The 12,750-nt window shown below is 37.9% G+C and carries 16 protein-coding genes; 5 read left to right on the forward strand and 11 right to left on the reverse strand.

Annotated elements, in window-relative coordinates:
• The 4 genes from HHL20_RS03875 to HHL20_RS03890 all read left to right on the forward strand — a co-directional run bounded on the left by HHL20_RS03875 (position 1) and on the right by HHL20_RS03890 (position 3,646).
• The gene (locus HHL20_RS03875; RefSeq protein WP_169229864.1) at positions 1-651 is read left to right on the forward strand and encodes a class I SAM-dependent methyltransferase; all 651 of its coding nucleotides are present in this window, start codon (positions 1-3) and stop codon (positions 649-651) included.
• A gap of 4 nt (positions 652-655) precedes the next feature.
• A complete protein-coding gene (locus HHL20_RS03880) occupies positions 656-1,684 on the forward strand; it encodes a hemin-degrading factor (RefSeq protein ID WP_169229865.1) in 1,029 nt (342 codons plus the stop codon).
• A 189-nt stretch (positions 1,685-1,873) separates the two neighbouring features.
• Positions 1,874-2,746, forward strand: a complete 873-nt coding sequence (locus HHL20_RS03885; RefSeq protein ID WP_169229866.1) for a ChaN family lipoprotein — start codon at positions 1,874-1,876, stop codon at positions 2,744-2,746.
• Positions 2,747-3,016: 270 nt separating this feature from the next.
• On the forward strand, positions 3,017-3,646 hold the full coding sequence (locus HHL20_RS03890) for a peptide deformylase (RefSeq protein WP_169229867.1): 630 nt from the start codon (positions 3,017-3,019) through the stop codon (positions 3,644-3,646).
• A gap of 91 nt (positions 3,647-3,737) precedes the next feature.
• Here HHL20_RS03890 and HHL20_RS03895 read toward each other — a convergent pair whose 3' ends face one another.
• Genes HHL20_RS03895 through HHL20_RS03905 form a run of 3 tightly spaced genes read right to left on the reverse strand, consistent with a single transcriptional unit; the run spans position 3,738 to position 5,248 of the window.
• Positions 3,738-4,160: an organic hydroperoxide resistance protein gene (locus HHL20_RS03895; RefSeq protein ID WP_169229868.1), complete on the reverse strand. Its 423-nt coding sequence runs from the start codon at positions 4,158-4,160 to the stop codon at positions 3,738-3,740.
• Positions 4,161-4,595 carry a MarR family winged helix-turn-helix transcriptional regulator gene (locus tag HHL20_RS03900; protein ID WP_169229869.1) on the reverse strand — a complete coding sequence of 145 codons (435 nt, stop codon included), beginning with the start codon at positions 4,593-4,595 and terminating at the stop codon, positions 4,161-4,163. It abuts the gene before it with no gap.
• Between the two features lie 20 nt (positions 4,596-4,615).
• Positions 4,616-5,248 (reverse strand): NAD(P)H-dependent oxidoreductase, encoded by a 633-nt coding sequence (locus HHL20_RS03905; RefSeq protein ID WP_169229870.1) that lies wholly within the window; start codon positions 5,246-5,248, stop codon positions 4,616-4,618.
• A 191-nt stretch (positions 5,249-5,439) separates the two neighbouring features.
• Here HHL20_RS03905 and HHL20_RS03910 point away from each other — a divergent pair, with 191 nt between their 5' ends.
• On the forward strand, positions 5,440-6,192 hold the full coding sequence (locus HHL20_RS03910) for an SDR family oxidoreductase (protein WP_169229871.1): 753 nt from the start codon (positions 5,440-5,442) through the stop codon (positions 6,190-6,192).
• A gap of 60 nt (positions 6,193-6,252) precedes the next feature.
• Here HHL20_RS03910 and HHL20_RS03915 read toward each other — a convergent pair whose 3' ends face one another.
• The 8 genes from HHL20_RS03915 to HHL20_RS03950 all read right to left on the reverse strand — a co-directional run bounded on the left by HHL20_RS03915 (position 6,253) and on the right by HHL20_RS03950 (position 12,750).
• Positions 6,253-6,738 carry a hypothetical protein gene (locus tag HHL20_RS03915; RefSeq protein WP_169229872.1) on the reverse strand — a complete coding sequence of 162 codons (486 nt, stop codon included), beginning with the start codon at positions 6,736-6,738 and terminating at the stop codon, positions 6,253-6,255.
• Complete coding sequence (gene lipB, locus HHL20_RS03920) at positions 6,725-7,465, reverse strand: lipoyl(octanoyl) transferase LipB (RefSeq protein WP_169229873.1); 741 nt, start codon at positions 7,463-7,465, stop codon at positions 6,725-6,727. Before lipB ends, HHL20_RS03915 begins: the two co-directional genes overlap by 14 nt.
• 32 nt (positions 7,466-7,497) lie before the next feature.
• Positions 7,498-8,232 carry a tryptophan synthase subunit alpha gene (gene trpA / locus HHL20_RS03925; RefSeq protein WP_169229874.1) on the reverse strand — a complete coding sequence of 245 codons (735 nt, stop codon included), beginning with the start codon at positions 8,230-8,232 and terminating at the stop codon, positions 7,498-7,500.
• A gap of 167 nt (positions 8,233-8,399) precedes the next feature.
• Positions 8,400-9,578 carry a tryptophan synthase subunit beta gene (gene trpB / locus HHL20_RS03930; protein ID WP_169229875.1) on the reverse strand — a complete coding sequence of 393 codons (1,179 nt, stop codon included), beginning with the start codon at positions 9,576-9,578 and terminating at the stop codon, positions 8,400-8,402.
• 78 nt (positions 9,579-9,656) lie between these two features.
• Complete coding sequence (locus HHL20_RS03935) at positions 9,657-10,337, reverse strand: phosphoribosylanthranilate isomerase (protein WP_228463082.1); 681 nt, start codon at positions 10,335-10,337, stop codon at positions 9,657-9,659.
• 10 nt (positions 10,338-10,347) lie between these two features.
• On the reverse strand, positions 10,348-11,127 hold the full coding sequence (trpC, locus tag HHL20_RS03940; protein ID WP_169229876.1) for an indole-3-glycerol phosphate synthase TrpC: 780 nt from the start codon (positions 11,125-11,127) through the stop codon (positions 10,348-10,350).
• 5 nt (positions 11,128-11,132) lie between these two features.
• Positions 11,133-12,119, reverse strand: a complete 987-nt coding sequence (gene trpD / locus HHL20_RS03945) for an anthranilate phosphoribosyltransferase (protein ID WP_169229877.1) — start codon at positions 12,117-12,119, stop codon at positions 11,133-11,135.
• Between the two features lie 22 nt (positions 12,120-12,141).
• Entirely contained in the window at positions 12,142-12,750 is a 609-nt protein-coding gene (locus HHL20_RS03950) for an anthranilate synthase component II (RefSeq protein WP_169229878.1), read from the reverse strand.

Raw genomic sequence — 12,750 nt, forward strand, 5'->3', positions numbered from 1 at the left:
ATGGAAAAACAGGATTTAAAAATATTAGCACAAAACCTTGCCAATCCGCAGGGAAAGAAGGGAATTGAAATTGGTGAGATGATGAATGCCACCAATATCGGGATGACACTGGAAAGTATTCAGACGCTTTTAATAGAAGACGATGAACACATTCTTGAAATCGGGCACGGAAATGCTGACCACGTAAAAAGCATTTTAAATAAAGCCACAAATATAAAATATACCGGAATTGATATTTCCGAAACCATGCATCAGGAGGCGAAAAGACTGAATAAGCATTTTGAAGGTCAGGCGGATTTTGTTTTGTATGAGGGAAAGAAATTATCATTTCAGGATAAAACTTTCGACAAGATATTTACGGTAAACACCGTGTATTTCTGGGAGCAGCCTGTTGAATATTTAAATGAAATATACCGGATTCTAAAGGACAGCGGAACGTTTGTACTCACGTTCGGACAACGAAATTTCATGGAAAAACTGCCTTTCACACAATTTGATTTCAAATTGTACAGCAACGCTGAAATGGAAGAGATAATCTCGAAAAGCCATTTTAAAAGAATGAAAATTTCAGAACGGGAAGAGCAGATCAAAAGCAAAACATCAGAAGAAACAATAACAAGAAATTATACAATTTTAACCATTAAAAAATAAAATAATGAGCACATTAGTACACGATCTTAAAGAAAAATGGGAAGCTCTTAAAGCAGATAATCCTCATTTGAGAATTCGCAATGCAGCGGCAGAGCTGGGCGTAAGCGAAGCAGAACTGCTGGCTACGAATGTTGGCGAAGGTGTAACGGTTTTAAAGTCGGAATTTAAAGATATTCTGACGGAAGCGGAACAGATGGGGAAAGTAATGGCACTTACCCGTAATGACGAATGTGTTCATGAAAGAAAAGGTACGTACCTGAATGGTGATTTCAGCAGTCCTCATGCACAACTTTTCGTGGGCGAAGATATTGACCTCAGAATTTTTCTTAACCACTGGAAGTTCGCTTTTGCAGTGGTGGAAGGTGATAAAAAAAGCCTGCAGTTCTTCGGAAAAGACGGACTGGCTTTACATAAAATCTATTTAACCAAAGACAGCAATGAAGCTGCTTTTGATGCAATAGTGGAAAAATTTAAAGCAGATGAGCAGCATTCAATCATAGAATGCGAAGCGGTAGCTCCTAAAGCAGAAGAGAAACCGGACTCCGAAATTGATGTGGAAGGTTTCCGAAAAGCATGGACGGATCTTAAAGACACGCACGATTTCTTCATGATGACCAGAAAATTCGGGGTGAGCAGAACTCAGGCATTGAGACTGGCTCCGGAAGGTTTTACCAAAAAAATCGACGGCTCTAAAGTGGTCAATGTTTTGGAAGACGCTTCAGAAAAGCAGTTGCCGATCATGATTTTTGTTGGAAACAGAGGAATTATCCAGATTCATACCGGGAATGTGAAAAAAACACTTTGGCACCAGCAGTGGTTCAATGTGATGGATCCGGACTTCAATTTGCATCTTGAGGTGACCAAGATCGCTGAAGCATGGATCGTGAAGAAACCTACGGAAGACGGTGAGGTTACGGCTATTGAAGTATTCAACAAAGAAGGAGACTTCATCGTACAGTTTTTTGGAAAAAGAAAGCCCGGTATTCCGGAACTACAGGAATGGAAAAATCTTGTTGCAGACCTTGAAAAATAAATAGTTAGATCGTTTTTTTTTAGCCGTTTTGTTTTTTGCAGGGCGGCTTTTTTGATCTAAACAATTTGCATAAATGTTTCATAAATAACTCAAATCCTTTTATTAAATTATCATGGATCTGAAAAGTCAAAAAGTATTGTGATATTTGTGAAAATTATTTGTGGTATTTGTGTTAAAAAATAAATAAAAATGAAAAACGTTTTCTCAATACTATTGCTTGCTCTTTTTTGCTCATTGAATGCCCAGAATTTTAAAGCTTATCAGTTCTATAATAAAAAAGGAAAAGAAATCAGCACCGAAAAGCTGGTGAAGGAACTCGCTGATTATGACGTTGTTTTCTTTGGCGAAAATCATAATAACTCTATCAATCACTGGCTCCAGCTGAAAGTTACAGAGGCGCTTTACCAAAAGAAAAGCGGACAGCTGATGCTGGGTGCCGAAATGTTCGAAAGAGACAATCAGGAACAGCTCAACAAATATCTTGACGGGACGTTCGATGCTAAAACGCTCAAGGATTCCGCAAGGTTGTGGAATAATTTTTCAACTGATTATAAACCTTTGGTTGATTTTGCGAAAGCCAAAAAACTGCCTTTCATTGCCACCAATGTTCCCAGAAGATATGCTTCCCAGACTTCAAAAGAGGGACTGGAATCTCTGAACAGCTTAATGCCGAAAGATAAAACCTATATTGCACAACTTCCTATACAAGTCACGCTGGAAACGCCAGGTTATCAGGAAATGAAAAAAATGATGGGCGACCATGCAGAAGAAATGAAAGTAATGAATTTTGTCTCCGCACAAGCCATTAAAGATGCCACAATGGCGGAATCGATTCTTAAAAATATTCAGTCCGGAAAAACATTCATTCATTACAACGGAAATTACCACAGCAAAGAGTTTGGCGGAATTTACTGGTATATCAAGCAGAAAAATCCCAACCTGAAAATGGCTGTCATATCGGTTTTTGAATCTGAAGATCCTGAACTGAAGATTCCGGAAAAAGAGTATGTGCCAACAGATTTTAACCTGATACTTCCTGCGGATATGACGAAAACGTATTAAAAGAATCAGGGAAAAGTTAAAAAGCCAATGTGATATTGTAGAAAATTAAAGCTCCCGCTGATTAAACGGATTACGCAGATTTTACTTGAGTCTTTAATCTTAGAATTTAAATAAAACTTAAAAAAATCAATAAAATTATTCACAATCATCTGTGGAAATCTGTAAAATCTGTGGTCAAAGATATAGCAAATAGCTACTATAATCTTAATAATACGAATCGGCTTTGAAAAATTTAAAACATCTTTTATTTTTGTCTGATATTCCGGTAACATGAAAAAAATATCATTTCTCTTCGTCTTTTTAATGAGTCTTTTGAACGCCCAGAAACTTACTTCTGATGAGATTTCCATTATTAATCAGGGTGATGCAAACACGGCACTGCCGATTTACCAGACTACTGATGAGCATCAGCATAAAACTTTATTAAGTCTTTCCACCGAAATTGATCCGTTGGATAAAAATACCGCAGTTTTAGTTAAAAGAATGAAAGAATCTCTGCTGTCAACCGATGGTGGAGTAGGAATCGCGGCACCGCAAGTGGGAATCAACCGAAAAGTGATTTGGGTACAGCGATTTGATAAACCTGGTGAACCGCTGGAATACTTCATCAATCCGGTCATTGTCTGGAGATCTGAGCTGCAGAATCTCGGTCCGGAAGGCGACCTCTCGATTCCTGATTTCAGGGATCAGTTTTATAGAAGTAAGGTGATTCAGCTGGAATATGTTGACTTAAAAGGACAAAAGTATTCGGAGATGGTGGAAGGTTTTACTGCGGTGATCTTCCAGCATGAGATCGACCATCTTTTCGGAATTTTAATTTCTGATAAAAAAGAGAAAGAAAAGAATAATGCATACCAGAAAGTGGATGCCTTTAAAAAAGCGGATTCTGTGACGCGATAATTTCTATAATATGAAAAAATCTGCTTCCTGAGAAACAGATTTTATTTTAACCTCAAAAGGTTTAAACTTCATTACAGGTAAAAGCTAATTTCTAATTGTTCGTTACCGAAAGTTTCACTTCAATATTATTTCTTGTAGCGTTGGAGTAAGGACAGATCTGATGCGCTTTCTCTGTTAAAGACTGTGCTTCTTCTAAGGAAACTCCTGGAATATTGACGTCAAGCTGAACAGCAAGTCCGAAACCTCCGTTTTCAATTTGTCCGATGCTTACTTCCGCAGTAACAGTCGTCTCTCCTGTCTGGACTTTTGATAAAGAGATCACCCTGTTCAGTGCACTGTCAAAACACGCTGAATATCCTGCTGCAAAAAGCATTTCCGGGTTGGCGAAATCATCGTTGGCTCCTCCAAGGGCTTTCGGCATTTTAACGTCAAGGTCAAGGACTCCGTTGTCGCTTTTTACATGTCCGTTTCTTCCTCCTGTTGCTGTTACTTTTGTTGTATATAAGGTTTTCATTTATTTTTCTATTTTATTTAATATTTTTAATACACTTTTCTTAAGATCAATCCAGTCCTGTTCAGAAACATCAATCTTTTTATATATTTTTTCCGGAATTTCACAGGCTTTTGCTTTTAAAGCTTTCCCTGTTTCCGTGATGAATACTTCAACCACCCTTTCATCTTCTTTTTTTCTTTTCCTCAGGATGAAACCTTTGGTTTCCAGCCTTTTCAGTAAGGGCGTCAGTGTCCCGCTGTCGAGATACAGCTTTTCGCCGATATGGTTTACCGAAAGGCCGTCATTTTCCCATAATACCATCATTACAAGATACTGGGGGTAGGTAATATCCAGCTCATCAAGGAACGGGCGGTAAAGGCCGGTAATCTCTTTTGCGATTACATACAGCGGAAAGCAGAGTTGGTTTTGCAGTTTTAAAGATTCCTGTTGTTCCATGACTGAAATTAAGGTGTTGATTATTTTTTAATGATAAATTCCTCCATCGGAATTCTTACTTTTTTCATGTGGGAAAGCCAGTCGTTTTTTTCGTCCCGGTATCCCAGATATAGCAAACTTACGCTTTTTAATCCCAAAGCGTTCAGTCCTAAAATTTCATCCACCACTTCATTGCTGAACCCTTCTGCAGGGGTGCTGTCGATTTTAAGTTCTGCAGCCTGAGCCATGGCAAGTCCCAGAGCAATATAGGTTTGTCTTGCCGTATGAGCGAAGTGCTGTTCAGGAGTTTGTGCACCGTATATTTCTTTAAGTTTATCAGTGTAGCTTGAAAAACGGCCTTTAGGCAGATCTCTCACATCAGTATGATAATCATATACTTTATCGATTTTTTGATCGGAATAACTGTCCCATGCGGCGAATACCAATACGTGGGAAGAATCTCTCATCACTTCAGGATTTAATGCTCCCTGAACCATTTTCTCTTTTAATTCCTGATTTTCAACAACAATAACACGGAATGGCTGTAAACCCGATGAAGTGGGAGCAAGCCTTGCCGCTTCTAAAATTTTATTTAAATCTTCCTCTGAAACTTTTTTTGAAGGATCGTATGCTTTTACGGCATGTCTCCAATTTAAATCTTCTATTAATGACATTTTGCTAATTATTTTTATTTGAATTAGTACATGCAAAAATGTTGCCAAATTAAATTGTGTGCAATTTAATCTTGTGGTTTACTTTATAACTGAAAAACCAAAGGATTAGGAATTTCGCTTAAACTCCGCATGAATCGGATTTTTTTGGTGTCACGGTATTTTAATCTTTGTAAAGATTAAATATAAATATCATGAAAAAATTTAATGACAAATTTGCCCTGATCACAGGAGGTACGAAAGGAATGGGATTTGCAACCGCCCAAAAGTTTATTCATTATGGCGGAAAAGTAATTATTACCGGCAGAAGTGAGGAAGGAGTAAAGAATGCACTGGAGCAATTAGGAAATAATGCTTCGGGGATCGTTTCGGATGCGGCAAATATGGAGGATGTCATGAATCTCAGAAATCAGGTGGAAAAAATGACAGACAGTATCCATTTGGTATTTGCCAATGCAGGCTATGGGAAATTCGCATCGATCAAAAATGTTAATGAAAGACATTTTGACGAATTATTTAATATGTTGGTGAAGGGAAGTTTTTTTACGGTCCAGCAGATGTTGCCGCTGATGGGAAAAGGAAGCTCAGTTATTTTCAATACTTCTTTTGTGACGGAAGTTGGAATGTCTGACTTTTCGGTGTATTCTGCTGCAAAATCTGCGGTTCAGTCATTCATTAAAACTTTCGCCGCGGAACTTTCAGAAAAAGGAATCCGTGTAAACGGAATCAGTCCGGGGCATATCAGGACAAATATTTTTAATAATACGGGTTTGAGTCAGAATCAAATTAAGGAAGCTGTGACGTATATTATTTCCTCTATACCTTTTAAAAGACAGGGAGAGCCGGATGAAATTGCGAATGCCGTACTGTTTCTGGCTTCAGAGGAAGCTTCTTATATTCACGGTACTGAATTACGAATTGATGCGGGAGTTTCGGTAATCAGATAATTTAATACCAGTTTCAGAATGTCATTCCGGAGAATTTAATTAAGTTTTCCGGAATGACAATTACTGTATTGTTTTCAGTATTTCTTTTGACTTTTTTGGAGATTGCCAGTCGATAATCCTTATGATCCTATTATTCTGATGGAATACAATCGAAAAGGTAGAGGATGTAAATATATTGTTCCGTGTGAAATACTTTGTTTTTTCTATTTTAAAATTTTCAATACCAATTTTGATGTCTTTTCTGTAATATGTTTTAGCAGGTGTGAATAATTTACATCTTTTAATGACAATAATTTTCTCATCATCGAATTTCAAAACTGTTTTTCCGAACGTATTCCACAACCAGATATATAAGAAAAGAATAAAAAAAGTTATAAAAGGAATGGTACTAAAAAAATACGAAAACAGTGAAATTAAAAACGAATCCTGCTGAAACGCGATGAGTGGAAGAAGAACTAATATGATAAAAGAAATCATTATTAATCCAAATCCCAAAACAAAAGTCAGGAACCAATTGGTTTTATTTTTTACCTTAATGGTTTTCATGATGCTGCACCAGCTCCGCTTCAAAAACCTCCGCAAAATGTTTTTTGATCTTTGCTTTAATATCTTCCATTTCTTCAGATGTAAGTTCTCTTTCCAATTCTCTTTTTAAAGAAGTGACTTGTTTGTCTTTGATCCCGCACGGAATAATATATTCGAAATATCTCATGTCAGTATTCACATTTAAAGCAAAACCGTGCAGTGTAACCCATCTTGAAGCTTTCACCCCCATCGCGCAGATTTTCCTGGCGTAAGGTTTTCCTACATCCAGCCAGACTCCGGTTTCCCCTTCGGAGCGTTCGCCTTTCAGTCCGTATTCTGCAATGGTTCTAATGATCACCTCCTCCAGATTCCGCATATATTTATGAATATCGGTGAAAAAGTTTTCAAGATCTAAAATAGGGTAGCCGACAATCTGTCCGTATCCGTGGTAGGTAATATCACCGCCGCGGTTTACCTTTACAAAAGTAGCGTCGATTTCCTTTAATTTGTCGATTCCGGCGAGCATATTTTCTTCATGTCCGCTTTTTCCTAAGGTGTAAACATGCGGATGTTCTACTAAAAGGAAGTGGTTGGGTGTAGTAGAATGCTCTTCTGCAGGCAGATCTCGGTTTTTGATTTTAAGATCAATGATGTTTTTCATCAGAGACTCCTGATAATCCCACGCTGACTGGTAATCTCTGGTTCCCAGGTCTTCGAATTCTACAACTTTATTCTGATGTGTATTCATTTTATTTTTTGATAACACAAATTTAGTGATTTTTATGCTTTCATAGAATGGATGAAATCTATGGCCTTGTTCTTCCAGTCTCTATTATTGAGTAGAATATCGACAAAGGCAGTTCCTATGATTCCGCCGTCGGCTTTTTGGGTCACATTTTCAAAATCCTGTTTTGTTTTAATCCCGAAGCCGATCATTACCGGATTTTTTAAAGCTAAAGAGGAAAGTCTTGAAAAATAGTCTTCATTTTTTAAATCTGCATTTTGATTTCCGGTGGTCGATGATGAGCTTACAGCGTACAGAAACCCGGAACTTAAAGAGTCGAGATACAAGATCCTTTCATCTGATGTTTCAGGAGTGATCAGGAAAGTAAAATTCAGGTTATATTTTTTAAGAATTGAATGATAGTTTCTTTCAAATTCAATGGCCGGCAGATCCGGAATAATGAGTCCTGAAACACCGCTTTCCGAGCATTCTTTACAAAATCTTTCGAAGCCGAAGCTTAGCACGGGATTGATATAACCCATTAAAATCAGAGGAATTTTGAGTTCATTTTTAATTGTTTTCAGCTGGGCAAATAGTTTCTCAATGGTCATTCCGTTTTTCAGTGCCAATTCGTGAGCCTTCTGAATAACAGGTCCGTCGGCAACCGGGTCGGAATAGGGCATCCCGATTTCGATCATATCCGCACCGGAATCCTGGATAAGCTTTATAATTTCTGCGGTGTCTTCCAGTTGAGGAATTCCTGCGGTGAAGTATATATTTAATTTTTTCATTTTAAACCTTTTTTAATGTTGTTGTTTTAACCGCAAAAGACACAAAAGATATTTGTAGTAAATATTAATCAAAACCAACAGCTTTCAAAAGTGTAAAATCTTTGATTATGTTTTCTTTAATCATTTGCTTCTTTTACGGGTTGATAAAAACGTAATACGATTTATTTTTATAGATGTTTCAGATAGGTTTCCATATCTTTATCTCCGCGGCCACTGAGGCAGATCACGATGATATCATCCGTTTTGAACCTTTTTTTATCTAAAACTGCCAAGGCATGAGCACTTTCCAGAGCCGGAATAATGCCTTCGATCCGGGTAAGCTGAAATGCGGACTGCAAGGCTTCTTCATCATTAATGCTGAAAAATTCTGCCCGGTTTTCTTTAAATAAGTTGGCGTGAAAAGGCCCAATTCCCGGATAATCCAGGCCGGCGGAAATGGAGTGGGGTTCAATCACCTGTCCGTCAACTGTCTGCATTAACAGGCTTTTGCTTCCATGAAGAATGCCTAAAGTTCCCAGAAAAGTTGTGGCAGCAGATTTTCCCGAATCTACTCCGAAGCCTCCGGCTTCCGCAGCGATTAATTTTACATCTTCTTCATCAACAAAATGGTAAAAAGCTCCAGCCGCATTGCTTCCGCCGCCAACGCAGGCAATGACGTAATCAGGATTTTCACGCCCCGTCTGTTCCAACAGCTGTTCTTTGATTTCTTTTGAAATAATACTCTGAAACCGGGCTACGAGATCCGGAAAAGGATGCGGTCCCACCACACTTCCTATGACATAATGTGTTGTAGAAGGATTGTTAATCCAGTCGCGCAAGGCTTCATTCACTGCGTCTTTTAATGTCTTGGAACCTGAAGTTGCGGGAATGACTTCTGCGCCAAGCATTTTCATACGGGCAACGTTCGGAGCCTGCCGTTGAATGTCGATTTCGCCCATGTACACAATGCATTCGAGTCCAAGTAGCGCACAAGCTGTGGCAGTGGCAACGCCATGTTGTCCGGCTCCGGTTTCCGCAATAATCCTCTTTTTACCGAGTCGTTTTGCCAATAAAACCTGGCCGATCGCATTGTTGATTTTGTGGGCTCCGGTATGGTTAAGGTCTTCTCTTTTGAGGTATATTTGGGTATTGTATTTCTCGCTTAAATTTTTGGCAAAATACAAAGGGGTTTCACGCCCAACGTAATTTTTTAATAAGCTCTGATATTCTCGTTGAAAACTTTCAGATTCAATAATTTCAAGATAACCGGATTGTAATTCTTCTACATTTGGATAGAGCATTTCGGGGATGAAAGCTCCTCCGAATTCGCCATAGTATCCGTGTTGATCGGGATTTTTGTAATTCATATTTTGGTTTTATTTATTGCAGTTAATTTTTGGGATGGTTATCAAATTTCTAATCCTATAAATATTTTTCATCATATTTCATTTTGTGTTTTTCCAGCATCCCAATTTGTTTAACATTTTTATTTTTTCCAAATCTTTGACACCGGGTTTTATTTCAAAGCGCGAATTGATATCGATGGCAAAGGGTTTTTGTTTTAAGAGCTTTATTTTTTCAATATTCTCTGATGAAATTCCGCCGCTTAGAAAATAGGGAAGTGAGATTTCAATGGAGTTCAAAATGTTCCAGTCGAAAGTTGTTCCGGTTCCGCCAAAGGCTGTAGAATCGGTATCAAAAAGAAAATAATCTGCTGATTGGTTTTCATGGATAATTTGCTGTAACTCTGAGTTCTGATTTCCCATTCTTATGACTTTAATAATTCCGGTTTCCGGATGTATTTTTTTTCTTAATTCAATAGTAAAATCTTTGCTTTCATCGCCGTGGAGCTGGATAAAATTCAATTTAGTCTTTTCTGCGGTTTCCGCTATTCTTTCTAAATTTTCATTCACAAAAACCCCGACTTTTCCCCGATGTTTGATTTCTCCAATTTGTTTTAAACTCAAATGATTTAAAATATATCTGGATGATTTTTCATAAAAAATAAAACCAAGAAAATCCGTTTTCATTGCAGTCAGCTCTTCGATTTGTTCCAGTTGTGTTAAACCGCAAACTTTCAGTTTCAACAGATCATTTCCGGGTAGTAGTTGTTGCCGCTCCATCATTGTTAAATTTTTAAACTGTTACATTCAAAACAAATTCCCTGAACTTATTTCCCGGATTTTCATCTTTCATAAAATATTCTCCCATAAGGAAACCGTCAAACCCTTTTTCTTTCAAATACAAGAAATCTTCAATGCTGTAAATTCCGCTTTCGGCAACGGAAAAGGTCTCTTTTGGAAGCAGGTTTTTTAACTGAACGGAATGTTCGAGATCTACACGGAAATCTTTTAAATTCCGGTTGTTGATTCCAACCAGGTCAATATTTTTGTTGTAATGTTTTAATTCTTCTTCGGTATGAATTTCCAGCAAAACCTCTAATCCGAGCTGATGAGCGAGATCCGTAAATTCATCAACCTGAGAAACAGAAAGACAGGCAGCAATAAGCAATACGATATCGGCTCCCATATTTTTAGCTTCATAAAACTGATATTCATCCACCATAAAATCTTTTCTTAAAATAGGAATACTGATCTGTTGCCGTATTTGAATGATATCATCAAAGCTTCCTCCAAAAAAATCCTGATCTGTTAATACCGAAATTGCGCTCGCTCCTGATTTTTCATAGGCTGAAGTGACCTCCAGTGGAGAAATAGTATTATTTATAATTCCTTTTGACGGAGACTGCCTTTTGAATTCGGCAATGATTCCGCTTTTGGTTTTGATGGTTTTCTTCAAAGAATAGGTTTTTCTCTCAAAGAATGCTGAATCTTTAAGTTGCTGAACAGAAATTTTCGACTTTGAAAACTCAATTTCCTCCTTTTTTCTCTGAACGATTTGATCAAGTATATTCATAGGTATTATTTTAATAACATTTCGAAGCTGTTCAGTGCTTTTCCGCTATAAAGACTTTCTTTAGCAAGGGTTAGACAATTGTTATAATCCCCGAATTTTTTTGTATGAAGAAGCGCAACGGCAGCATTAACCAAAACCACTGTATTTTGCTGTGACGTTCCTTTTCCTTGTAGAATATTTTTAAATATTTCCGCTGTTTCCTGAATAGATGATCCCGCCTGAATGCTTTCAGCAGTTATAGGTTCAAAGTCCAGATCCGATGTAGAATATACTTTCTCGCCCTCTTTGGTAATGATTTTCGTGTCATGGGTGAGGCTGATTTCATCATAACCGTCCATTCCGTGAACGATCATAAATTCACGCTCATCTTTTTGCAGCAGGTATTGATAAATTCTTGCAATTTCAAGATTATAAACACCGATTACGGAGAATTGAGGCTTGGCAGGATTCACCAACGGACCCAGAAGATTAAAAAATGTTCTTAGTCCGAGTGACTTTCTCAACGCTCCGACGGATTGAAGGGCAGGGTGAAAGTAAGGTGCGTGAAGAAAACAAATATTGGATTGATCCAGTTCTTTTTGCAGTTCTTCCGAAGTTTTTTTGAATACATATCCTGCTTGTTCCAGAACATTTGAAGAACCTGTGAGGGTTGATGCTCCGTAATTTCCGTGTTTTATTACTTTTTGTCCGGCACCAGCGACCACAAAGCTCGCTAATGTTGAAATGTTTATGGTATTTTTTCCGTCGCCACCTGTTCCCACAATGTCAATCGCATCATCTGCATTGATTTCTACCGGAACAGCCATTTGCAGAAGAGCTTCACGAAATCCCTGAAGTTCCGGCAACGTAATATTCCGCATCAGGAAAATGGTTACAAAAGCGGTTACTTCAGTAGCATTGAACTTATTTTGTGCAATTTCAATCATAATGGCTTTTGCCTGCGATTTAGACAACGTATGATGATTGAAAAGGTATTCAAGAATCTCTTTCATTGATTTTGATTTAGATAAATTATTAATCCAGCAGAAAGTTTCTGATAATGACTTCTCCTTCCGGAGTCAAAATGCTTTCAGGGTGAAACTGTACGCCATGAACATCATAGGTTTTGTGCTGCAATGCCATGATCATTCCGTCTTTGTCTACTGCTGTTACTTCAAGCTCTTCAGGAAAATCTTTGGGATTCACTACCCAGCTGTGGTATCTTCCCACTTCCATTCCGCTTTGGAGATCTTTGAAAATTTTCGTCTCCTGTTTTATAATTTCTGCGGATGTTGCAACACCGTGGAAAATTTCCGAAAGGTTAATAAGACTTCCTCCAAAAGCCTCTGCAATAGCCTGCTGACCGAGACAAACTCCAAGAATACTTTTTGTGGGAGCATATTCTTTAATTAATTCCAGTAAAATTCCGGCTTCTTCAGGAATTCCGGGTCCGGGTGATAGTACAATTTTATCGTATTGATCAATCTCTTCCAGCGTAATTTCGTCGTTCTTCACCACATCTACTTTAATCTGAAGTATTCTTTCGATCATCTGAACCAGATTATAGGTGAAGCTATCGTAATTATCGAAGACAAGAACTTTAGTTGCTGGTTGTTGGTTGTTGGTTGTTGGGTTATATTTCAT

Origin of the sequence: Chryseobacterium cheonjiense (assembly GCF_012927265.1) — a bacterium.
In the GTDB taxonomy this organism is placed as follows: domain Bacteria; phylum Bacteroidota; class Bacteroidia; order Flavobacteriales; family Weeksellaceae; genus Chryseobacterium; species Chryseobacterium cheonjiense.

What these genes read in the sequence shown, in the direction of transcription:
- trpD (WP_169229877.1), bottom strand. Translation starts at nt 12,119, where the DNA reads ATGAAAGAGATTCTTGAATACCTTTTCAATCATCATACGTTGTCTAAA.
- trpC (WP_169229876.1), bottom strand. Translation starts at nt 11,127, where the DNA reads ATGAATATACTTGATCAAATCGTTCAGAGAAAAAAGGAGGAAATTGAG.
- HHL20_RS03910 (WP_169229871.1), top strand. Translation starts at nt 5,440, where the DNA reads ATGAAAAAATTTAATGACAAATTTGCCCTGATCACAGGAGGTACGAAA.
- HHL20_RS03915 (WP_169229872.1), bottom strand. Translation starts at nt 6,738, where the DNA reads ATGAAAACCATTAAGGTAAAAAATAAAACCAATTGGTTCCTGACTTTT.
- trpA (WP_169229874.1), bottom strand. Translation starts at nt 8,232, where the DNA reads ATGAAAAAATTAAATATATACTTCACCGCAGGAATTCCTCAACTGGAA.
- HHL20_RS03880 (WP_169229865.1), top strand. Translation starts at nt 656, where the DNA reads ATGAGCACATTAGTACACGATCTTAAAGAAAAATGGGAAGCTCTTAAA.
- HHL20_RS03885 (WP_169229866.1), top strand. Translation starts at nt 1,874, where the DNA reads ATGAAAAACGTTTTCTCAATACTATTGCTTGCTCTTTTTTGCTCATTG.
- HHL20_RS03950 (WP_169229878.1), bottom strand. Translation starts at nt 12,750, where the DNA reads ATGAAATATAACCCAACAACCAACAACCAACAACCAGCAACTAAAGTT.
- HHL20_RS03900 (WP_169229869.1), bottom strand. Translation starts at nt 4,595, where the DNA reads ATGGAACAACAGGAATCTTTAAAACTGCAAAACCAACTCTGCTTTCCG.
- lipB (WP_169229873.1), bottom strand. Translation starts at nt 7,465, where the DNA reads ATGAATACACATCAGAATAAAGTTGTAGAATTCGAAGACCTGGGAACC.
- HHL20_RS03935 (WP_228463082.1), bottom strand. Translation starts at nt 10,337, where the DNA reads ATGATGGAGCGGCAACAACTACTACCCGGAAATGATCTGTTGAAACTG.
- HHL20_RS03895 (WP_169229868.1), bottom strand. Translation starts at nt 4,160, where the DNA reads ATGAAAACCTTATATACAACAAAAGTAACAGCAACAGGAGGAAGAAAC.
- HHL20_RS03905 (WP_169229870.1), bottom strand. Translation starts at nt 5,248, where the DNA reads ATGTCATTAATAGAAGATTTAAATTGGAGACATGCCGTAAAAGCATAC.
- trpB (WP_169229875.1), bottom strand. Translation starts at nt 9,578, where the DNA reads ATGAATTACAAAAATCCCGATCAACACGGATACTATGGCGAATTCGGA.
- HHL20_RS03890 (WP_169229867.1), top strand. Translation starts at nt 3,017, where the DNA reads ATGAAAAAAATATCATTTCTCTTCGTCTTTTTAATGAGTCTTTTGAAC.
- HHL20_RS03875 (WP_169229864.1), top strand. Translation starts at nt 1, where the DNA reads ATGGAAAAACAGGATTTAAAAATATTAGCACAAAACCTTGCCAATCCG.